At 56.2% G+C, this 20,494-nt stretch carries 22 protein-coding genes and 1 riboswitch; of the genes, 15 read left to right on the top strand and 7 right to left on the bottom strand.

Annotation, left to right across the window (positions count from 1 at the left end; all coding sequences use genetic code 11):
- Positions 1 to 3 precede the first annotated feature (3 nt).
- Positions 4 to 525, top strand: coding sequence for a TIGR00725 family protein (locus IEW66_RS05465; RefSeq protein ID WP_229657505.1), 522 nt, complete (start codon positions 4 to 6; stop codon positions 523 to 525).
- Here the strand turns inward: IEW66_RS05465 and IEW66_RS05460 are convergent.
- Together IEW66_RS05460 and IEW66_RS05455 are read right to left on the bottom strand one after the other, a co-directional pair.
- Entirely contained in the window at positions 488 to 832 is a 345-nt protein-coding gene (locus IEW66_RS05460; RefSeq protein ID WP_188680955.1) for a thiol-disulfide oxidoreductase DCC family protein, read from the bottom strand. The two genes, IEW66_RS05465 and IEW66_RS05460, sit on opposite strands and share 38 nt — an antisense overlap.
- Positions 822 to 2,381 carry a tRNA sulfurtransferase gene (locus IEW66_RS05455; RefSeq protein ID WP_188680954.1) on the bottom strand — a complete coding sequence of 520 codons (1,560 nt, stop codon included), beginning with the start codon at positions 2,379 to 2,381 and terminating at the stop codon, positions 822 to 824. The genes IEW66_RS05460 and IEW66_RS05455 overlap by 11 nt, the downstream gene beginning before the upstream one ends.
- A 51-nt stretch (positions 2,382 to 2,432) precedes the next feature.
- Between IEW66_RS05455 and IEW66_RS05450 the strand changes: the two genes are divergently transcribed.
- Entirely contained in the window at positions 2,433 to 2,789 is a 357-nt protein-coding gene (locus IEW66_RS05450) for a hypothetical protein (protein WP_188680953.1), read from the top strand.
- Here IEW66_RS05450 and IEW66_RS05445 read toward each other — a convergent pair.
- On the bottom strand, positions 2,779 to 3,420 hold the full coding sequence (locus IEW66_RS05445) for a chlorite dismutase family protein (RefSeq protein ID WP_188680952.1): 642 nt from the start codon (positions 3,418 to 3,420) through the stop codon (positions 2,779 to 2,781). The two genes, IEW66_RS05450 and IEW66_RS05445, sit on opposite strands and share 11 nt — an antisense overlap.
- A 150-nt stretch (positions 3,421 to 3,570) precedes the next feature.
- Between IEW66_RS05445 and hppD the strand changes: the two genes are divergently transcribed.
- From hppD to fsa, 9 genes are all read left to right on the top strand, one after another.
- Positions 3,571 to 4,656, top strand: coding sequence for a 4-hydroxyphenylpyruvate dioxygenase (gene hppD, locus IEW66_RS05440; RefSeq protein ID WP_188680949.1), 1,086 nt, complete (start codon positions 3,571 to 3,573; stop codon positions 4,654 to 4,656).
- Positions 4,656 to 5,555, top strand: coding sequence for a fumarylacetoacetate hydrolase family protein (locus IEW66_RS05435; protein ID WP_188680948.1), 900 nt, complete (start codon positions 4,656 to 4,658; stop codon positions 5,553 to 5,555). The genes hppD and IEW66_RS05435 overlap by 1 nt, the downstream gene beginning before the upstream one ends.
- A gap of 4 nt (positions 5,556 to 5,559) precedes the next feature.
- Positions 5,560 to 6,699: a homogentisate 1,2-dioxygenase gene (locus IEW66_RS05430; protein ID WP_188680945.1), complete on the top strand. Its 1,140-nt coding sequence runs from the start codon at positions 5,560 to 5,562 to the stop codon at positions 6,697 to 6,699.
- Entirely contained in the window at positions 6,684 to 7,721 is a 1,038-nt protein-coding gene (locus IEW66_RS05425; protein ID WP_188680943.1) for an iron-containing alcohol dehydrogenase, read from the top strand. Before IEW66_RS05430 ends, IEW66_RS05425 begins: the two co-directional genes overlap by 16 nt.
- A gap of 203 nt (positions 7,722 to 7,924) precedes the next feature.
- Positions 7,925 to 9,166 (top strand): glycosyltransferase, encoded by a 1,242-nt coding sequence (locus IEW66_RS05420; protein ID WP_188680941.1) that lies wholly within the window; start codon positions 7,925 to 7,927, stop codon positions 9,164 to 9,166.
- Positions 9,167 to 9,233: 67 nt separating this feature from the next.
- A complete protein-coding gene (gene ftsZ, locus IEW66_RS05415; protein ID WP_188680939.1) occupies positions 9,234 to 10,304 on the top strand; it encodes a cell division protein FtsZ in 1,071 nt (356 codons plus the stop codon).
- Positions 10,305 to 10,407: 103 nt separating this feature from the next.
- Positions 10,408 to 11,256: a transketolase gene (locus IEW66_RS05410; protein WP_229657504.1), complete on the top strand. Its 849-nt coding sequence runs from the start codon at positions 10,408 to 10,410 to the stop codon at positions 11,254 to 11,256.
- Positions 11,256 to 12,212, top strand: coding sequence for a transketolase family protein (locus tag IEW66_RS05405; protein WP_188681250.1), 957 nt, complete (start codon positions 11,256 to 11,258; stop codon positions 12,210 to 12,212). Before IEW66_RS05410 ends, IEW66_RS05405 begins: the two co-directional genes overlap by 1 nt.
- The gene (gene fsa, locus IEW66_RS05400; protein WP_188680935.1) at positions 12,196 to 12,861 is read left to right on the top strand and encodes a fructose-6-phosphate aldolase; all 666 of its coding nucleotides are present in this window, start codon (positions 12,196 to 12,198) and stop codon (positions 12,859 to 12,861) included. Before IEW66_RS05405 ends, fsa begins: the two co-directional genes overlap by 17 nt.
- Here fsa and IEW66_RS05395 read toward each other — a convergent pair.
- Both IEW66_RS05395 and psmB read right to left on the bottom strand, forming a co-directional pair.
- A complete protein-coding gene (locus IEW66_RS05395) occupies positions 12,858 to 14,780 on the bottom strand; it encodes a beta-CASP ribonuclease aCPSF1 (protein ID WP_188680933.1) in 1,923 nt (640 codons plus the stop codon). The genes fsa and IEW66_RS05395 overlap by 4 nt on opposite strands.
- A gap of 51 nt (positions 14,781 to 14,831) precedes the next feature.
- Positions 14,832 to 15,467 carry an archaeal proteasome endopeptidase complex subunit beta gene (gene psmB, locus IEW66_RS05390; protein ID WP_188680931.1) on the bottom strand — a complete coding sequence of 212 codons (636 nt, stop codon included), beginning with the start codon at positions 15,465 to 15,467 and terminating at the stop codon, positions 14,832 to 14,834.
- A 124-nt stretch (positions 15,468 to 15,591) separates the two neighbouring features.
- Positions 15,592 to 15,697, top strand: a riboswitch (TPP riboswitch).
- 56 nt (positions 15,698 to 15,753) lie between these two features.
- Here psmB and IEW66_RS05385 point away from each other — a divergent pair.
- From IEW66_RS05385 to IEW66_RS05375, 3 genes are all read left to right on the top strand, one after another.
- Entirely contained in the window at positions 15,754 to 16,992 is a 1,239-nt protein-coding gene (locus IEW66_RS05385; protein ID WP_229657502.1) for an MFS transporter, read from the top strand.
- Positions 16,993 to 17,053: 61 nt separating this feature from the next.
- A complete protein-coding gene (locus IEW66_RS05380; RefSeq protein WP_229657501.1) occupies positions 17,054 to 17,452 on the top strand; it encodes a CBS domain-containing protein in 399 nt (132 codons plus the stop codon).
- 5 nt (positions 17,453 to 17,457) lie between these two features.
- Positions 17,458 to 18,867, top strand: coding sequence for an MFS transporter (locus IEW66_RS05375; RefSeq protein ID WP_188680927.1), 1,410 nt, complete (start codon positions 17,458 to 17,460; stop codon positions 18,865 to 18,867).
- Here the strand turns inward: IEW66_RS05375 and IEW66_RS05370 are convergent.
- Positions 18,856 to 19,512, bottom strand: a complete 657-nt coding sequence (locus tag IEW66_RS05370; protein WP_075056898.1) for a 3'-5' exonuclease — start codon at positions 19,510 to 19,512, stop codon at positions 18,856 to 18,858. The genes IEW66_RS05375 and IEW66_RS05370 overlap by 12 nt on opposite strands.
- Positions 19,513 to 19,540: 28 nt before the next feature.
- Positions 19,541 to 20,005: a hypothetical protein gene (locus tag IEW66_RS05365; protein WP_188680925.1), complete on the bottom strand. Its 465-nt coding sequence runs from the start codon at positions 20,003 to 20,005 to the stop codon at positions 19,541 to 19,543.
- A gap of 93 nt (positions 20,006 to 20,098) precedes the next feature.
- Between IEW66_RS05365 and IEW66_RS05360 the strand changes: the two genes are divergently transcribed.
- The gene (locus IEW66_RS05360; RefSeq protein WP_188680923.1) at positions 20,099 to 20,494 is read left to right on the top strand and encodes a hypothetical protein; all 396 of its coding nucleotides are present in this window, start codon (positions 20,099 to 20,101) and stop codon (positions 20,492 to 20,494) included.

Here is a 20,494-nt window from a genome sequence, read left to right as displayed (position 1 = left end):
CTCTTGTACAACATAGGAGTGATAGGGGGGAGCAGGCCGGAGAAGAGGTACCTGGAGATCGCCGAGGAGATCGGGAGGCTGCTGGCAAGGAGGGGCTGCAGGGTCTTCTGCGGCGGCCTCACAGGAGTGATGGAGTACGTGGCCAAGGGCGTGAGCGAGGAGGGTGGCATAGTCGTTGGCTTCCTGCCAGGCATGAGTGCGGTCAACGGGAACCACTACCTCACTGTACCTGTGCCCACGGGCATGGGCTACCTGAGGAACTTCCTAATCGTCAGGGCTTCTGAGGCTGTAATAGCGATAGACGGATCCACGGGAACGCTCTCTGAGGCGGCCTTCACTGTGAGCGAGGGGAAGTCCCTGGTGCACATAGGTCCCATACCAGTAAGGAAGTCAAAGGAGAATGAGGGAGAGGTCCTTGAGGCCAGGACGCCAGAGGAGGCCGTTGACCTGGCCATCAGTGAGGCGAGCAAGCAGAGGGAGAGGGACCTCAAGAAAGACCAGTTCTGGAGCGGGACGTTCTGGTGAAAACCCCGATTAAGGACGCCAGGAAGTCCGCAGCCCTTGAGTGGCGCCTCTCAGCAACTGCCCTGTAGAGCAGGTTTCCGAGGCCTGTCACCTGCAGGAACAGGAGCGCAGGCAGGAGGGGGAACAGGTTCTCCTTACGCTTCGCTATCTCCAGCACCGCGTCGAACCCAACGTATTTCCCGCTCTCAGTGATCAGAATGACGCCCTCCAGCCCCGAGGGATCACCCACCTCGGATGCCCTCACCAGCTCCGAGGGGTCAAGGGCGCCTGCAGAGACGCTGCACAGGCGGCATGTGTCATCGTACATTACTTTCAACCCTCTCCTCCTCCACCAGCTTCCTTATGGACCTCTGGTCGGAGTAGAGCGCCCTTGCACCCATGTTCTTGATCTTCAGCGCCGCATAGGCGCTCTGGAGGCCAGTGCTGCAGTATACCACGTAAGTCTTGTTTGTTCCGTTCTTCCTCACGAAGTCCTCAACGTCGCGCACATCCACGTTCAGGGCCCCCGGGACATGCCACCTCTCGTATTCCTCCTTCCTCCTGAGGTCAATGATCACCGAGCCCACCATGCTCTCCTTCCTCCTCACGCTCTCCACCGAGTTCCTCTCCGTGAACTCGTGCACCTGGGAGAACCTGATCCTGGTGGCACCCTCAAGCAGGTGGGATACGTCCCCGAACGTGGCTTCCTCCCTATCCACTGCCTCGGCGTCCACCGCAGTGCTGGGCCTGTCAGAGAATATGCTGCAGAACTCGCCCGGGTTGTAGTCGGGGAACGTGCCTATATACCTGGCCAGGGCCACTATCTGTTCCTTGTCCATCCCTATCAGTGGCCTGAACACTGGAAGGCCTATGCCGTGCTCTGCTGCCAGCAGGTTCTCTGCTGTCTGCGATGAGACCTGCCCAAGCGATTCGCCCGTCACTATGCCCGCATAGCCGTTCTCAGGAGAGAGGCGCTCTGCCATTCTGTAGAGTAACCTCTTGAACGTGACATGTGAGTTCCTGAACCTGGTGTGGTCAGTGAGTGCCTCCACCAGCTTCGAGCCGTCCACGATGAATATGGTGCCATCGTACCCGAAGGACCAGTTGTCAACGAGCCTTGACACCACGTTCAGGAATGCTGTTGTGTCCACAGGGTGCGCCAGCGAGCAGAATAGAATGTCCACTGGGCTCCCGCGCTTCATCATCATCCAGGCAGCCACGGGAGAGTCTATGCCCCCTGAGACAAGTGCAACAAGCCTCCCCTGTGAACCCAGCGGCAGGCCACCTGGCCCCTCTATCTCCTGCCCGTAGAAGAAGGCCAAGTTGTCCCTCACCTCCACCTTCACCTCCACCTGTGGCCTCTCCAGGTCCACACCCCTGGCGAACGGCAGCAGGGCCGCCCCCACCTGCACCGACACGTCCATGGAGGTGAAGGGGTGGTTTCCCATGCGCCTTGAGCGCACTGCGAAGTACTTGTCCTTCACTGCTTCTGAGAAAACAAGTGTGGCTGCAGAGACTATCTCGTCCAGGGACTGGAACCTCATCCTCAGTGCGAAGGAGAAGGACTTCACGCCGAACACCCTGCGGAGAGCCTTCGCCACGGCCCTGGCATCCACGTAGCCCTCGACGTAGACCCTTCCGTAGCCCCTCCTCACCGTTGCAGGTTCCCCCTCCTTCAGCAGGGAATAGGTTATGTTTTCCATCAGTTTCTTCTCCATGCTGTTCCTGGCCCTGGTTCCCTTCAGACCTATCTCGGAGTACCTGACTATCACCACCGGCTCAAGCCTGCCGTGACCCGTGGGAGTCAGACCCGCACCCCCCAGAGAAGATGCGTCCCATGGTGTAAACGTATCTCCGGTGTTCACAGCACGATCCATCTGTGCCTGAGGTATCAGCAATACCTTTATCCGTTTAACGCATGTATCCATATGTACAGGATCCGGTGCAACAGATGCGAGGGCACCGGCTACGTGGAAGATGACGGGAGAAAGGAAATCTGCCCCGTATGCTTGGGAATAGGGTCTGTGGAGGACACGGACGAGGAGGGCAGGAGGGCCTCCATCCTGAGATCGAAGAGGTTCTACCACGCACTGTTCGCACTGGTCGTTGCGTTTGTCATTTACTACGTGATATTCCTCTACTATTACTTCACCTACCACCCGGGCACAATAATAACCGTCATAGTGCTCCTGGTTGGCCACCTCTCCATGATCCTGGTATTCTTCGCCTACATCTTCCTCCTGATCTTCAGGGAGAGGGCCACAGAGGGTGCGGTCAGGAGATGAGTGAGCCTAGGAATATTGGCGTCTCCTTCACGATCCATTTCCTGGCCCTTGCCTCGCGAAGCTTTTCCGTAACATGGGACCAGTTGAGCAAGGAATCCGTCTCGTACATCACCACGAATTCCTGGTCCCCTATGCCGAAGGAGTATGTGGTGTAGGACCTTATGTCCTTGTTCTCCGGGTGCTGCACGGCCATGCGTATATGCTCCTGGAGTATCTCCTTCCTCTCCTCGAAGCCTATGAGATACCAGTCAGGTGTCTTGCTCATGGGGTATGCGATGAAGTACTTCTTGGGCTCCCTTGTCAGGGTGTCCTCTGGCTTCGCCCCGTCCCTGAGGTACGGGGAGCCTTCGTATATGGACATCATGCTGTACGAGGCCCTGATCAGGCCAGCGCCCCTGCCCAGTGCAGCTGCCTTGACCTCGGCAAAAGATTCGGGCCTCCTGGAGGAGAACCACAGGATGATGTCCGCATCCCACCTTAGGGACGAGTAGAAGTGCAGGTTTATCAGGTCTTCAGGATACCCCTCCCTCTCAAGTATCCTGGCCCTGGCCCCTTCCATATCTGCCGGCCTTGACCAGGCCTCATCTGTCCAGGAGAGGCACAGGACTGATATGTAGATCTCACCGCCCAAGCCTATCGTCCCTAGATCGCATCCTCTTACAAATCAGTTTCCAGCCCTGCAGTGTGCTGAGTGACATGCATGAGCGTGATAAACAATCGCATACAGACGCAGATATTTTCTGAATAGAAAAATTATATACCCAGTAAGCAATATTAAAATATGGAAGAGGAGAACCTTTTCAACACCGTGAAGTCCGTTGAATTCTATGTTGGCTCCGCAAAGCACTGGGCCTACTTTCACCAGATGGCCATGGGGTTCCGCCCTGTGGGCTACGCCGGCCCCGAGACAGGGGTCAGGGACAGGGTCTCATACATCCTCGAGCAGAACGGCATAAGGCTCATATTCACGAGCTTCCTCGATCCCAGGTCGCCCATAGGGGAGCACGTGAGGCTCCACGGGGATGGGATAAAGGACATAACCATGGACGTTCCTGACCTCGATGAGACCATAAATGGCCTCAACAGGAGGGGAGTTGTGAAGGTCAGGAACCTCAGCACACTCAGGACCGACTGGGGGAAGCTCAGGACCGGGGAGGTGCCAACCTACGGTGAGACGGTGCACACACTCCTCGACCTCTCAGATTATGACCACAACCTGCCCCCTGGCTATCAGGAGCTGGACGCCAGTGCTGAGCCAACCGGCCTCCTGAAGTTCGACCACATAGTGGGAAACGTTGAGGAGGGAAAGATGGACCCCTGGGTGAACTACTACATAAAGGGAATGGGCTTCAACCAGTTGATAAGCTTCGATGACAAGCAGATAAGCACCGAGTACTCCGCGCTCAGGTCAAAGGTGGTTGAATACGGTGGCAGGAGGATCATTTTCCCGATAAACGAGCCTGCCCTGGGCCTGAAGAAGTCGCAGATCCAGGAGTACCTGGACTATTACAATTCGCCCGGTGTGCAGCACATAGCACTCCTCACGGACAACATAGTGAAGACTGTGAGCGAGCTGAAGAGGAGGGGCGTGGAGTTCCTCTATACACCCGACAGCTACTACGATGACCTGGAGGAGCGCGTGGGCCACATAGGTGAGGACATAGAGAAGCTCAGGGAACTCAGGATCCTGGTGGACAGGGACGAGCACGGGTACCTGCTCCAGATATTCACCAAGCCCATAGGTGACAGGCCCACCTTCTTCTATGAGATAATACAGAGGAAGGGTGCACAGTCCTTCGGGGCAGGAAACTTCAAGGCCCTGTTCAAGTCCATCGAGGAGGAGCAGAGGAAGAGGGGAAACCTCTGATGAGGGTCGGAAGGGTCAGGTCAGACGACGGTGTCCACGCCGTCGTCTTCCGGGAAAACTCTGCTGTGCCGATATCTTCAGTGATGGACGTGGAGGAGGGAGAGCTCCAGGGTTACCTTGTGCAGTTCGTGATGAGGAACAGGGAGAGGATAGAGAAGGCAGTTCAGGAAGAGGGGCAGGGCATAGACTACCAGAGCATACTGAGCCCGATTCCCAGGATACCGTCCATAAGGGACTTCTACACGTTCGAGGAGCACGTCAGGAAGGGGCGTGCCAGAAGGGGCCTGGACATGGCACCGGAGTGGTACGAGATACCTGCCTTCTACTACTCCGGCACCTCCAACATATACCCGAGTGGTTCCGCTGTGAAGTACCCGAGCTACAGCCAGGAACTGGACTACGAGATGGAGGTCGGCATAGTCATAGGGAGGGAGGGCAGGGACATACAGAAGGGAGAGGCCATGGACTACGTGCTCGGCATGGTCCTGATGAACGACTGGAGCGCCCGGGACGTGCAGAGGAAGGAGATGGCCATAGGCCTGGGCCCGGCCAAGTCCAAGGACTTCGCCACTTCAATAGGGCCATACATAGTCACAATGGACGAGATCGTGCCCAGGCAGGCGGAGAGCGCCAAGTTCGACATCACCGTCAAGGCGTACGTGAACTCCACCAAGTATTCGGAGGGGAACCTGAAGGACATGTACTGGAGCTTTGCGGACATGATCGCATGGGCCTCGAGGGACACAACACTCAGGCCCGGGGACATCCTCATGAGCGGCACCGTGGCCACCGGGTGCATTCTCGAGCTCGGCCCGGAGAAGTACGGATGGATAAGGAGGGGCGACCACGTGAGGATAGAGAGCGACCTACTCGGCACCCTGGAGAATGTGGTGAGGTGATCTCATGTTCTACGTGAAGGAGGGAATAATGCCAGAGAGCAGGCACACATACACCGACAGGAACAACCTGCTCAGGGAGGAGCTGTTCGGCGAGGAGAGCTTCGATGGCCCGTACTCGCTGCTCTACCATCTGAACGAGCCCACGGACATAGTGTCTGTCAGTTACGAGAGGAGGAGCGTGAATGTGCTAGAAGATGGCTTCAGGCACAGGCACCTCAGGGCATCAGGCATACCGGTAAAGCAGGACTTCCAGAGCTCGATGACACCCCTCATGCTGAACGAGGACATAGAGATAGGGGTGGCGCACTTCAGCGGCTCCACGGAGGTGTTCAGGAGGAGCGCACTGATGGACGAGCTCTTCTTCGTGCACTCCGGCACTGGCACCCTCCAATCTGTATTCGGCGACCTCAGGTACTCTGCAGGCGATTACCTCTACGTCCCGAAGGGCACCACTTACAGGTTCCAGCCACAGGGTGAGAACAGGTTCTTCTACGTCAGGGCCGCATCGAGGATAGGCGTCCCACCCCGGTACCTGAACGCTTACGGGCAGCTGAAGGAAGGGACGCCCTACTACGAGAGGGACATCAGGGTACCGGAGCTCAGGGAGGCCAGCAAGGAGAGGGGCCAGTTCAAGGTCATGGTCGAATACTCTGACGGCTACGTGATAGAAACCAGGGACAGGCACCCGTTCGATGTGGTTGGCTGGGACGGCCACCTCTACCCCTTCGCCATAAATGTGGACAGGATGGCGCCCATAGTCGGCAAGCTGCACCAGCCCCCTCCTGTGCACGAGACATTCAGCGGGAAGGGCTTCATGGTCGGCACATTCCTGCCCAGGAAGTTCGACTTCCACCCCAGGGCCATACCCATATCCTACTACCACAGCAACATCGATACCGACGAGGTGCTCTTCTATTCATCGGGCAACTTCATGAGCAGGCGTGGCATAGAGGCAGAATCGATCACCGTGCACGTCAGGGGCCTCATACACGGACCGCAGCCCGGTGCAGTTGAGGCAGCCATAGGCAAGGAGGGCACAGACGAGGTTGCAGTGATGGTTGAAGCGTACAGGCCTCTCAGATTCACGGAGCAATCCGCACAAATAGAGGATAAGGATTACATGGGGTCATGGCACAGGAGATAACGGAGTTCTCGTACCCCCTCATAAAGAAGGTCTTGAGCGGAGAGGGCAGCCTCGGGAAAATCCCGCAGATACTGAAGGAAGAGGGGTGCAGGAGACTGCTCGTTGTTTCCTCGAACTCCGTGTGGAGGAGCCACTTCTATTCAGAGCTGCTTGACAGCCTGGACATCAGCATAGAGGAGTTCCATGAGGTGACGCAGCACTCACCTGTGGAGGAGATAGAGCACGGGGTGGAGATGCTAAGGAACAGGAACTGCGACTGCATCCTCTCCATAGGAGGGGGAAGCGTCCAGGATTCATCGAAGCTCATGAGGAAGTTCTACGAAACCGGGATAAAGCATGTTGCAGTGCCCACAACACTCTCAGCAGCAGAGTTCTCACCCTCCGCCGGCTATTCACTGGGTGGAGAAAAGATGGGCATGAGGGACCCTGAGATGGTTCCGGGCTACGTCATCCTGGACCCCAGGGCCACCCTTGAGACGCCTGACTGGCTCTGGTTGTCCACGGGGATAAGGGCCCTCGACCATGCAGTGGAGACACTTGTGGACAGCGGCAACACGGAGATATCAGAGACGTTCGCACTCATGGCTATAGAGAAGCTCTTCACAAACCTGGGCTCCAGGGACACCAGGGCGAGGTTGCAGTGCCAGATAGCCTCATGGTACTCATACTTCCAGGCCTCCGACATTTCCCTTGGCACTGGCCACAGGATAGGGCGTGCCATTGGGGCGAAGTGGGATATACCGCACGGCATGACAAGCTGCATAACCCTGCCTGTGATGGCAAGGTACTACTCGCTCAGGCACACCGCCCAGATGGCCAAGGTGGCCAGGGCAATAGGGTTCAGGGGATCCGATGAGGAGATGCTGGCCTCCAAGGCAGCGGAGGCCATATCCATACTGATCGAGAAGTTCGGCCTGAGGCACAGGCTCTCTGACTTCGGCATATCACACGACGACCTCGGCGAGATTGCCGGCAAGGTCGGAGGGAGCGACACACTGAAGCTCCTGGAGGAGATGCTGTGAATGCCCACAGAAGTCCCCGGCGCACACTGCGTGGATGGGCAGTGGACGCCTCTGACATGCATGCTGCAGGTTGCAGGGCCTGCACCATGGGCAGTCACTCCCTCTTTGCCTGGTTTCGGCAAGCGACGTTGTTAATATCTGTGAGTGCTGTAGGGAACCCAACGGGCGATACACTTTAATACATGCACCTTATTGTTGAGAGCGTGCATATACCAGTTGAGATCTACATCATCATCGCATCATCGGTCGTTTCATTCATATACTACATGATAAACGGCTTCGCCTCCGTCTTCTACTCAAAGAACAGGGAGTACAGCATTTACGGGCCCGGCGATGTCACGGTCGTCATGCCTGTGTACAACGAGGACGTCCAGACCTTCAGGATGGCTGTCAACTCCATCGCCAGGCAGAAACCGGCCAGGTTCATAGTGGTTGGCGACTCCAGTGATGAGCCGTACAGGACGATAGCAACATCTGCAGGTGCCGAGTTCTACCTGAACATCCCCAGGCAGGGAAAGAGGAAGGCCCTGGCATACGCGATGAGGATGGTGAAGACACCCCTTGTCATGTTTGTGGACAGCGACACCATTGTCCCCGATGGGGCCATTATGAGCATGGCCTCCAAGGTAGGGCCGAACATAGGTGGTGTTGGAGCGAACATAGGCATAATCAATGACGGGAGGAAGGTCTCATACAGTTCGGAATTTGTTGAGAGGATGAGGGAGATCATATTCAGGGCGCTGTCAAAGAACGGCAGCACCATGGTCCTGGACGGCCGCTGCTGCCTGTACAGGACTGGCCTGATTTCAGAGCTCATACTTTCAGAGAAGTTCACCGATCCAAGGGTCCTTGGGAAGAGGAGCGTCATGGGTGACGACAGGCAGATGACCAGTTACATCATCTCGAAGGGCTACAGGGCCATCAAGGACTTTGATGTGAAGGTCCTCACGAAGTCCCAGGAGAGTTTCAGGAAGTTCTTCAGGCAGCAGGTGAGGTGGGCCAGGGTAGGCTGGTACTACTACTTCAAGGAACTGTTAAACGGCACCGCGAGGAAAGCAGGCGCGCTCTACACCTTCGAGCAGACTTATGCCTACACTCTCCCTATCCTCCTGATCGTGCTGGGCCTCATGCGCTTCTACGATGTCATTTACTGGCACCTTGCAGTCCACCACTTCGAGTTCTACCACCACTTCCATCCAGAGCACCTGTTAACAGCAATGATCGCCTTCAACACCAGGTTCAAGGACGTTTTCATCACGAGGGCCATGACCAGCATCCTGGACTTCTTCGGCCTGTCCATATTCGCAATATCGCTCAACGCCAAGATGGGCAAGGAGAGGCTCAGGGTGTGGGGATACGGTGCAATCGCCCTGCTGCTGATGTTCATAACCACGGTGTACGGGCTGTTCACCTTCTGGAAGCAGGGACGCTGGCTGACAAGGTGAGCGCCCAATCGCCTGTTGAGTCAAAATGTTATTATCTAACCTTGCCAATCATATATGTTGAACATACATGTCCGTCGAGTTTTTTGATGACGACGACAGATCGGTGCTTGTGACGGATGAGGAGCTCAGGCAGATAATAGAGAAGCTGAGGGTCAAGATCAAGGTCTTCGGGGCCGGGGGTGCAGGCTCCAACACGGTTGACAGGCTCTTCAACGACAACCTGACTGGGGTCGAGCTCATAGCTGCCAACACAGACGCCAGGCACCTTCTGAGGAAGAAGGCGCACCACAAGATCATACTGGGAAAGAACCTCACTAGGGGCCTTGGCTCCGGTGCCAACCCGCAGATCGGCGAGCAGGCGGCAAGGGAAGCGGATGCGGAGATAATGAAATACATATCGGGCGCAGACATAGTCTTCGTAGCTGCTGGCCTCGGGGGCGGCACGGGCACCGGGAGTGCCCCATACATAGCTTCGAGGGCAAGGGAGGCCGGGGCGCTCGCCATATCTGTGGTCACACTGCCGTTCTCCTCTGAGGGCGCTGTGAGGATGAACAATGCCAAGTGGGGCCTCACAAAGCTGCTCTCCGCCTCAGACTGCGTCCTCGTGATCCCTAACGACAGCCTGGCCAGCGTATCCCCCGACACTGAACTTGACAAGGCCTTCAGGTTCGTGGATGAGGTGATAGAGAGGACGATAAAGGGCATATCGGAGCTCGTGACCAAGCCGGGGGTCATAAACCTGGACTTCAACGACCTCAAAACTGTTGTCAGGGACAGCGGCCTGGCAATGGTGGGCATCGGCCAGGCAACCGGAGAGCCGGGTGACAGGATCAGGCAGGCCATAGAGGCCGCGTTCAACTTCCCATACCTCAAGGTGGACATGAAGACCGCAACCGGCGTCATAATAAATGTCACCGGTGGGCTCGACATGATACTAGAGGAGGTCAACGCGACGGCAGAGGAGGTCAGGAAGAAGGTCGGCAAGGGAACAAGGATAATCCTGGGGGCCACCCTTGACAAGGAGATGAACGGAAAGATCCAGGTGCTCATAGTCGCCACAGGGGTCACATCGCCACTGCTTGCGGAGATGAACATAACACCCAACAGCAAGGGGCCAGGCCTGGATTTCATAAACTGACCCGTTGCATTATTGTGGCAGCAAAGGTCAAAAAATGTTTTTAAAGCAGTCTAGGATTAGGCAGAGGTTATGAGTCTGGCCAGAGGCCGGGTGGATGGTAAAATTGGCAGACAATTCTCAGGTTTATGAATACAGCGTTGAGGATCTGAAGAGGGTGGCCACCAGGATAAGGAGGCACATAATCGAGATGGTCTATTCCGCAAAGAGCGGCCATCCCGGCGGTTCCCTAAGCATAACCGACGTGCTCACAGTCCTCTACTTCAGGGAGATGCGCATAGACCCGCAGAACCCGGATGACCCAAGGAGGGACAGGCTCATCATGAGCAAGGGCCACGCGTCACCTGCCCTTTATGCCACCCTGGCTGTCAGGGGCTTCTTCCCCGAGGAACTGCTGACAGGCTTCAGGAAGCTCAACTCCAAGCTGGAGGGGCATGTGCACAGGGGCGTACCGGGCGTGGAGGCGTCCACGGGCTCCCTGGGGCAGGGCCTTGGCATAGGCATAGGCATGGGCCTGGCAGCAAGGCTGAACAACCTCGATTACCACGTTTACGTGATCCTGGGAGACGGCGAGATCCAGGAGGGGAACGTATGGGAGTCCCTCATGGCAGGGTTCAAGTACAGGGTATCCAACGTCACTGCAATACTGGACAGGAACGGGGTCCAGCTGGACGGCTTCACGAAGGATGTCATGCCGGTGAACGACATAAAGGCCATGGTGGAGGGCTTCGGGTGGAAGGTTCTGGAGATAGACGGCCATAACTACGACCAGATAATCTCGGCAATAGAGTTCTGCAAGTCATACAGGGACGGGCCGACATTCATCATCGCCAACACTGTGAAGGGCAAGGGCGTGAGCTACATGGAGAACAACCCCAAGTATCACGGTAGCCCGCCCGCCAACGAGGAGGAGTACAGGAAGGCCCTCTCTGAACTGACCCTGGAGGGAGCATGATGGTGACGGAGAGCCTGAGGGACGCCTACGGGGAGAAGCTTGTTGAGCTGGGCGGGAGGTACAGGGACCTGGTGGTTCTGGACGCAGACCTGTCCACATCAACAAAGACCGCACTCTTCGGGAAGAAGTACCCGGACAGGTTCTTCAACATGGGGATAGCGGAGCAGTCCATGGTCACCACTGCGGCGGGCCTGGCGCTGTCGGGAAAGATTGTGTTCGCGTCCACATTCGCAGTGTTCCTGATGAGGACCTACGAGCAGATCAGGCAGTCCGTGTGCTACAACAACCTGAACGTGAAGTTCGTCGTAACGCATGCGGGCATTACTGTGGGTGAGGACGGCGCAACTCACCAGATAATAGAGGACGTGGGCATAATGTCCGGCCTCCCGAACATGAGGGTCATAGTCCCAGTGGACTCCGTGGAGACTACCAGCGTTATCGAGTACCTTGTGGAGGAGACAAAGACCCCCTATTATGTGAGGCTGAGCAGGGAGAAGTTCCCCATCCTGAACGACGAATCTTACGAATACAGGCCCGGAAGGTCCGTGACCTTCAAGGACGGCTCAGACATAACCATAGTGGCCATGGGCGTGATGGTCTCCATGGCACTGAAGGCTGCTGAGACCCTCAAGAGCAGGGGGATAGATGCAAGGGTCATCAACATGTCCTCAATAAAGCCCATAGACAGGTACGCAATAATCAAGGCAGCCAGGGAGACCGGAAGGATCGTGACTGCGGAGGAGCACTCCATATACAATGGCCTCGGCAGCAGGGTTGCCGAGGTGGTGGGGGAGGAGTATCCCGTGCCGGTGTGGAGGATAGGCATGAGGGATACCTTCGGGAAGTCGGGAAAGGCCTGGGAGCTCTTCGATTACTTTCATATTGGCGTGGAGGATATAGTGAGGATCGCAGAGAGCTGCTTCAGGGAGGAAAAGAGGTATGAAAATATTCCTTGACACAGCGAGCGTTGACGAGATAAGGCAGGGAGTGGAGTGGGGCATTGTCGACGGCGTCACCACGAACCCTACGCTCATATCCAAGGAGAAAGGCAAGAGCTTCTCGGAGGTCGTTAAGGAGATACTTAGGATAACGCCTGGCCCCGTGAGCATAGAGGTCGTGGGGACGAAGTACGAGGATATGGTCAGGCAGGCCCAGAAGATAAGGCAGCTCGGGGACAACGCGGTTGTGAAGATACCCATGACAACTGACGGCCTCAGGGCCATAAGAACGTTGTCGCAGTCCAGGATACCTGTGAACTGCACCCTCATATTCAACCCTGTGCAGGCACTGCTGGCCGCGAAGGCAGGTGCAGAGTACGTGTCACCGTTCGTGGGCAGGCTCGATGACATAGGCCAGGACGGGATGGAGATCATAGACCAGCTGAAGACCATATTCGTCAACTACGACATAAAGACCAAGATCCTCGTGGCATCTGTGAGGCACCCTGTCCATGTCCTGAGGGCAGCCATCATAGGTGCAGACGTTGTGACGATGCCGTTCGAGGTGCTGAAGAAGCTGCCAGTGCACCCGAAGACGGACGAGGGGCTTGCCAGGTTCCTGGAGGACTGGAAAAAGGTGAGCCCGTCTGGAGACCTCCCGCTCTAGTAGAGCCTGATGGTCTCCAGGTTCCTCAGGGCCACTGCCTCTATGCCGAACCTTGATTTTATCAGCTTGGCGAACTCCACGGTCTTCTCACCATCACCGTGGTTTACCAGTATCCTGTGGGGCTTTGGCTGCATCGTGGCTATGTAGGCCAGGAGCTGCCTCTTGTCTGAGTGCCCGGAGAAGCCGTCCGCAGTCTCCACGGCCATCCTCACGGGGAGCTTTATCTGCTTTCCTCCCTCTGTCAGTGTCACCTCTGTTGCACCCCTCTGTATCTTCCTGCCCAGCGTGCCCTCTGCCTGGTAGCCCACGAAGACAAGGGTGTGCCTGCTGTCGTCCACCCATGCCTTGAAGTACTCCATCACTGGCCCGCCGTTCATCATGCCTGACGTGGCGAGGACTATCTGGTTCTCGTCGCTGTCACATATATCCTCTCTCTGCTCCTTGGTCTCCACCCTCTTGAATATGGGCGAGAGGAACGGGTTCTCCTTCTTCACCATGATGCTCTCCCTGAGCGTCTTGTTCAGGTACTCCGGATATGCCGCATGGATCGCGGTTGCCTCCATTATCATGCCGTCCAGGTAAACAGGCGCGTTCTTGATCTTCCCGTTCCTCATGGCGTCCTCGAGCACAAGCATGACCTCCTGGCTCCTCCCCACTGCGAAGACAGGGATGAGCACGGAACCTCCCCGGTCGAATGTCCTGTTTATTATGTCGATGAGTGTGTTGGATGCCTCCTGCCTGGAGTGCTGGTAATCGTCCCTGCCAGCGTATGTGCTCTCCGTCATGAACGTCTCCACCCTGGGGAACCTGTTGTTTGCCGGGTTGAAGAGCCAGGTCCGCTCGAACTTCACATCTCCGCTAAGGACAACGTTGTAGAGCCCCTCGCCGATGTGCAGGTGCACGGAGGCGGAACCGAGTATGTGGCCCGCGTTGTAGAATGTGAGCCTCACGTCCCTTGTTATGTCGGTGGTCTCGTTGTACTTCAGTACTATGGTGTGCTTCAGCATCTCCCTTATGTGCTTCGACTCGTAGGGTGCCTTGTGGCCTTCCGCGTGTGCCACCTTTATGTAGTCCTGCTGCAGGAGAGCGGCAAGGTCCCTGGTCGGTGCGGTCATGTACACAGGGCCGTCGTAGCCGTACTTGAACAGGATGGGGAGCAGGCCGGAGTGGTCAAGGTGTGCGTGTGTGAGGACCACGGCATCCAGGGAGCTGAACGGCTGCACCTCCGGCACGTACAGGTACGGGGCGCCGGCCCACGGCTGCTCGTCTATTTCGTTGGTGTTGAGCATGCCGCAGTCCACCAGGATCTTTGAGTTGTTGGTCGAGACCAAGGTGGCGCTCCTTCCCACCTCCCTGTGGCCACCGAGGGCGGTTATCCTGACCCATGTCTCACCGGGCATGGTGGGCTGGTTCAGTTTTAGGCCAAGGTCATGGAGGAATTTCTTCCTCTCCGCCTTCACCTCACGCAGGAACTCCCTGACCTCCTTCACAGTTCTGGAATACATTGGTGGGGCCCTGACAACCCTGGGGGACCACTTGGTCTTCTCCTTTATCCTGCTGATCACGTCCGAGCTCCTGGACGTTATTATGGAAGGTTCGTCTGCTTCTATTATCACCTCTCCCGTGTCAGGCTCGAAGTAGATGTCCTGTATCCCGGCCTCGGCGGGTACTATGTTCCTTATTGTCTCCTCAGCCTCCTTCTCCGGCTCCATGATCGACGGGTCGGGCCGTATCATCACGCGCCTCCTGAGCTCCTGGGCTATCTGCCTTGCTATGTCATCCCTCCTGGAGAAGAGGTCTATGTTCTTCGTGTAGACTACAATGGTTGGGCCCTCGTAATCGATTTCCGTTATCTGGTTGTCTGGGAGCAGCTTGTCAAACAACGCCTTTGCCTCTGAAACGTAATCCCTAAAAGCCATCGCATACACACCCGCGGAAATGAAATGGATATGATGTTACGTTGATTAAAATCAGAGAGGAAGCTTTAGCTTCCTTATGATCTCCATTACCTCGTCCTCGGGCACTGCCCTGAAGCCGTTCTTCTTGTCTATGACGGCCACGTCTATCATGCCCCCCGAGGCCGAGTCCCTCTGCTTTGCAGCAGTGATGCCCCGTACCACCATCTCGATGGCATCGTCCACGGGCATGTCCTTCCTGAAGTCCCTCTCGAGGACACCGTAGACGAAAGGTGAGCCGGAGCCTGTGCTCACGTAAACGTCCTCCACTGCACCCCCGGCAGCGTCCACGGAGAAGAGGTGGGGTGCCTTGTCATACCCACCGACAAGGAGCTGCACCATGTAAGGGTAGAACTTGGACTGGTTCAGTATGTTTGATAGCAGCGTGGCGGCAGCCTCTATTGGCATGCTCACCCGCCTCTGTAACCTATATAGTTCCAGCTCTGCTTTCATGTACCTGACCAGGACCTGGGCATCACCCACCAGGCCCGCTATTGTCATGGCGGCATGGGTGTCTATCTGGTGAAGCTTTTTACCGTCCTTGTGCACTATGAAGTGATCCATCGTCACCCTTCTCTCCGTTGCCATCACAACGGCGTCCTTGACAACTACACCTACTGTAGTTGTTCCTGTCTGTAGAGTCTGCTCCATAATAACCACGCTCTGTAAAACCCCACACATAGATTTTTACATCCTATTAAACCCTTTTTGTGCTCCATTCATGCCGCTGAAGGGCTTGCGGCGATGGCAAAGGTTATACCGTTCATATCCATATAACCCCGTTCGGGGGAGCTCCGTAGGGGGCTGAGAGGACCCATTGGGGTCGACCCTTTGAACCTGATCCGGGTAATGCCGGCGTAGGGAGAGTGATCGTATTGATGGAAAAGGGTTACGGAAATGGTATTTGGAGAGCTGCCCCCCGAGAGGGGGTGTTTTTGTGCAGCTGAGCAGCAGGCAGAAGGCTCTTCTCGTGTCGTCTTCAGCGAGCTACACGTTCTGGGGCATCGTGGCAACCATTGGCCCGCTGGCAGCATCTGGCTCAATAGTCGGGCATGTCACGGGAGCGCTCAAGGTCTTCCTCCTCCTAATCGGCCCGATCTTCGCGCCCATAGGGAACTTCACGATGGGCTTCCTTGCAGATATGTTCGGCAGGAAGAGGGTCTTCGTGGTCACAATGCTCTCCTACACAATCGGGATAATCATAGTGGCTGCGAGCTCAACGGTCTGGAGCCTGGTGCCTGGCCTCATGCTTGCGCAGTTCGGAGTGGGCGGAGAGGAGAGCCCGTCCCTGTCACTGATAGCTGAGGACTCGCCTGTCTCAAAGAGGGCCAAGTACCTCACACTGGTGGCCAACTTCAGCAACATAGGCAGCGCCCTTATATCGGGACTGTTCCTCATAACCTCGTCCTCACTCTTCGACCGCCTCATGCTCCTGGGGTCCTCGCTCGCTATGGTCGGTGTCATGGTCTACTCGAGGCTCAGCATACCGGAGTCATACAGGTGGCTATCGTCCGTGGGCAGGGAGAGGGACGCGAGTGAGGAGAAGGCACACCTTTCGATAGACGAAGAAGGGACGAAGGCACAGAGGATGGGTGTTCCGTTCATATACGCCACACTTGTTCTCATAGGCATATCCCAGTACCTTACTTTCGGCCTCATGGCATACGTCATAGGCCCGTACGAGTTCCCGTCCACGGCAGTTGACAACGAGATAATATTCGTGGCACTCCTGGGAGCATCGGTTGCAGGCTTTGCCGCGGCACCCCTCATTAACAGGGAGAGGAAGTCATATACACTCTACTCTTACCTGGCGGGGGTTGTATCGATGGTGGCCATATTCCTAACAGTCCCCTACCTCCATGACATGGACCTGTTCCTTCCGCTGCTCTTCGTTAACATGGCCACCAGCGAGTTCGGCTGGGCCTCGAGGACTACGCTTGAGCCGGAACTCTTCCCGACCAGGGTGAGGGCAAGGTCGATAGGGATGGTGAGGCTAGCCCCCATGATCGCTTATGCCATATTCACCTACGCTACATCATCCCTCAACCTTGGGCAGTTCATACTCGTTAACCTCATCCTCTGGGCCATAGGCCTGGCCGGTGCAGCGATCTGGTACTTCTTCGGATACGAAACGAGAGGCATAGACATAGACTACGGTGCAGGACAGGCACAGTAAGCAATATCCTTATTATTTTTATAATGATACATTTTCTATGGTTCTCTATGCCAGAGACATCATGAAGAAGTACACGACCATGCTGCCGGGAGATATAACCGCGCTCGAGGCTGCAAAGATTATGGCGAACGATCACGTCGGTTTCGCTATCGTCCACCAGAACGGTGAGCTGAAAGGCATAGTCACCGAGTGGGATTATGTCAGCAAGGTGGTCGCGAAGGAGCTCGACCCATCAAAGGTCAAGCTCAGCGAGATCATGACACAGGGTGTCATATCTGCCACCCCTGACACGCCAACGGATAAGATAACGCAGATAATGAGCGCCAACAACATAAGGAGGCTCCCCATCGTTGAGAACGGGAAGCTTGTCGGGGTCATAACTTCCCGCGACATCCTGAGGATATTCAGGGACTACATGGATAACCTGTCAGAGATAATCAGCAGGTTCGGCACCTTCTGACCGGTATGGAATACAGAGGCTGGGTACTGGCGATAACCAGCATGGGTACTTTCCTTGCTGTGGTCAACTCCACCTCCCTGCTGGTTGCCCTGCCGACGGTGATGATCAGCCTCCACACCACCTTCTTCGTTGCGGTCTGGATACTCCTCATATATTCCCTTGTGCTCACGGTGCTCTCGCCTTTTCTCGGCAGGGAAGCGGACCTGGTGGGCAGGAAGAGGATCTACTCCACGGGCTACATACTGTTCTTCGCAGGCTCCACGATCGCCGCAGTGTCCCCTGACCCGCAGGTGCTGATCCTCGGCAGGGTTGTGCAGGGTTCCGGCGCAGCCTGCCTCTTCTCCAACAGCCTTGCGATAATCACGGACAGTTTTTCTGGCCCCCAGCTGGGGAGGGCCATGGCAATAAACTCCAGTGTCATGGGGGTGGGAATAGCTGTTGGGCCGCTGGTGGGCGGCTTCCTCTCCTTCATAAACTGGAGGTACGTGTTCGTATTCAACGCGCCGATAGCACTTGCAGGCTTCGTACTATCATCAAGGCTGCTGAAGGAGGTCAAGCCAGTGGAGACCGGCGTGAGGCCTGACTACGTGGGTTCGGTGACGCTCTCAGCGTTCATGACGCTCATTGTCCTCTTTCTGACGGTGGGACCGCTCGAGGGCTGGGCACACTTCACAACGGTCCTCTTCCTCCTGGTTTCACTGGTCTTCCTGGTGCTCTTCCTTATCATGGAGAGGAGAGTAAGGTACCCGCTGATCAACTTCTCCCTCTTCAGGAACCGCAGGTTCACGGGCTCTATAATATCCGTCCTTCTCAACTCCATAACCAGGTTCTCGGCCATATTCCTCCTCACCATCTACTTCCAGGGCCCTCTGGGGATAAACCCGCTGCTGGCCGGAATACTCCTCATGCCTTATGCAGCAGGCCTTGGCTTTGTCAGTTACATGTCGCCGCACGTGGTGAAGAGGGTGAACGACATAACAGTGCAGACCCTGGGCCTGGCCTTCACAGGTGCCTCGGTGGCTGCGCTATTCATCTCCAGCACAGGCACACCATACTACATCCTGGCTATCCTTATGCTCCTCATGGGTGTTGGCATAGGCCTGTACTACACGCCCAACAACTCCACAATCATGCTGTCGGTGGAGCCCGGCCAGAGGGGCATCGTGGCCGGCTTCAGGTCGCTGATAGTCAACATGGGTTCCGTTGTCGGCATGGCCATAGTCTTCACCATCGTGGCCACCTACGTGCCGGAGAGCATCCTGGGCTCTGCATTCCTGGGCCTATCGGTCTCACTGACGGAGACACAGAAGGCTGCGTTCGTCACCGGCATAGACGTTTCGTTCCTGGCCGCGGGCCTGATATGCCTGGTGGCAGTGCCTGTCTTCGCAGTGATGCTCAGGAGGTCATCGAAGTGAGAATATCTCCTTTACTATCTCCATGACGTCATGGGAATCGCCCGCACAGTACTCCCTGAACCTTTCCCTGTCCTCCCTCCAAAGCCTCTCTATGGCAGCGCTGACATCAAGGCCCTCCATCATGACGTTCTGCTTCTTCCTCATGAGGTTCAGGCCTGCGTAGGCCTCGTGGGATATGACGTCCCTGAGCTTCCTTATGTGCCAGTCACCGTCGAACCTGTAGAGGTCGTCCGCTATGACGTACATGGCATCCAGACAGAATGCTGTGGAAATGGTGTACTTCACGTTCCACAGCTGGTTCTCGAACGAGAGGTTCCTCATCTTGAGGTTCAGGAGCGGTATGTCGTACCCGGAGATGTTGTAGCCCGTCAGCACCATTGGCCTGTACTTCCCGAAGTCCCTGTCCAGTTCCCTGAGGAGTGCCATCTCGGATGCGTCATCATCGCTGTCGGCCACGTAGACCCTGTCCTCCGTCCTGTCACCAGCAATGCTCATGGAGTAAGCGATGATCCTCTCACCGGTCAGGAACTGGCCCTTACCCCTGACAAGGGTCTCGAGGTCCAGGGAAACGATGCGGCCCTTCCAGTCCATCTCCCTGACCCTGGCCATGAGGGCCCTGTAGAGGTCTGCGTTCCAGCTCTCCAAAGAACCACCTACCGATGAGTGGAAGGCCTTACTCCTTGTTCACCTTTTCCACGAAGCTGCACCTGGAGATGACAGTCATCTTCCTCACGTTGCCGGTTACCGTCAGGCTGTTCACGTTTATTATGCCGTCCACCACAGACGTGAAGGTGTCCTCGTCCACATCCGTAATCCTGAGTTCCTTGATGTTCCTGAAGACCACCTTCCTGCCGAACTCCCTGAGCTCCTGCCCCGTTATCTCAAGGCTGCCCAGGTTCTCGATGTACCTGACCTGCTGGGCCCTTGCAGAATCGATGAACTCCCTTGATACCTTCTTCGCAGTGTCCACTGTGCCCAGGAAGTTCTTGTAGGCCTCGTTCGTTATTTCCCCCACGGTCTTGCCCGTATCCCTGGCGAGCCTCATCATCCTCTGGTATATGTCCTTCCTGACGCCCTTTATGGATATCACTGTCTTGCCTTCCCCCTGTTCGTCCTGTTTTTTCTCTTCTTCAGGCATGAACGTCCATACCTACCTTGCTAATAAGATTACCGGTAATCCGGATTACCCCCAAGTGGCACACTTTATTAGAGGACTCCGCATCACACCGGTATGTTGTACGCAATGAGGCAGTACGTCGGGAAAAACGTGAACAGCGAGAAGCTGGTCACACTCATATCTGAGTTCTTCAAGGATGAGGGCTTCAGGACAGTGTCCTGCACGTGCCCACAGGGTGTGGTCTTCATGGCAAGGAAGGGGGGAATCTACAGGGCACTCCTGAGGACCGACAGGGCATTCCTGATACTCATAGACGGGAACCCGTCAGATACGAAGATAAAGATAGGCGTCTCCAGGTGGCAGGTGGAGATACAGCAGCAGGATGCCCAGAAGATATTTCAGAGCCCGCTCTCATACTTCCTGGAGATACCAGAATCCCTGTGGCCCTACGAGCTCGAGCACCACCTGTGGCACTTCATAGAGACGCAGGTGGAGCTCGGGACGCAGTGA

Source organism: Thermogymnomonas acidicola (assembly GCF_014646795.1).
Taxonomy (GTDB): Archaea; Thermoplasmatota; Thermoplasmata; order Thermoplasmatales; family Thermoplasmataceae; genus Thermogymnomonas; species Thermogymnomonas acidicola.
Note: the sequence above shows the minus strand (reverse complement) of the source record. Positions and strands in the feature narration are given on the sequence as shown.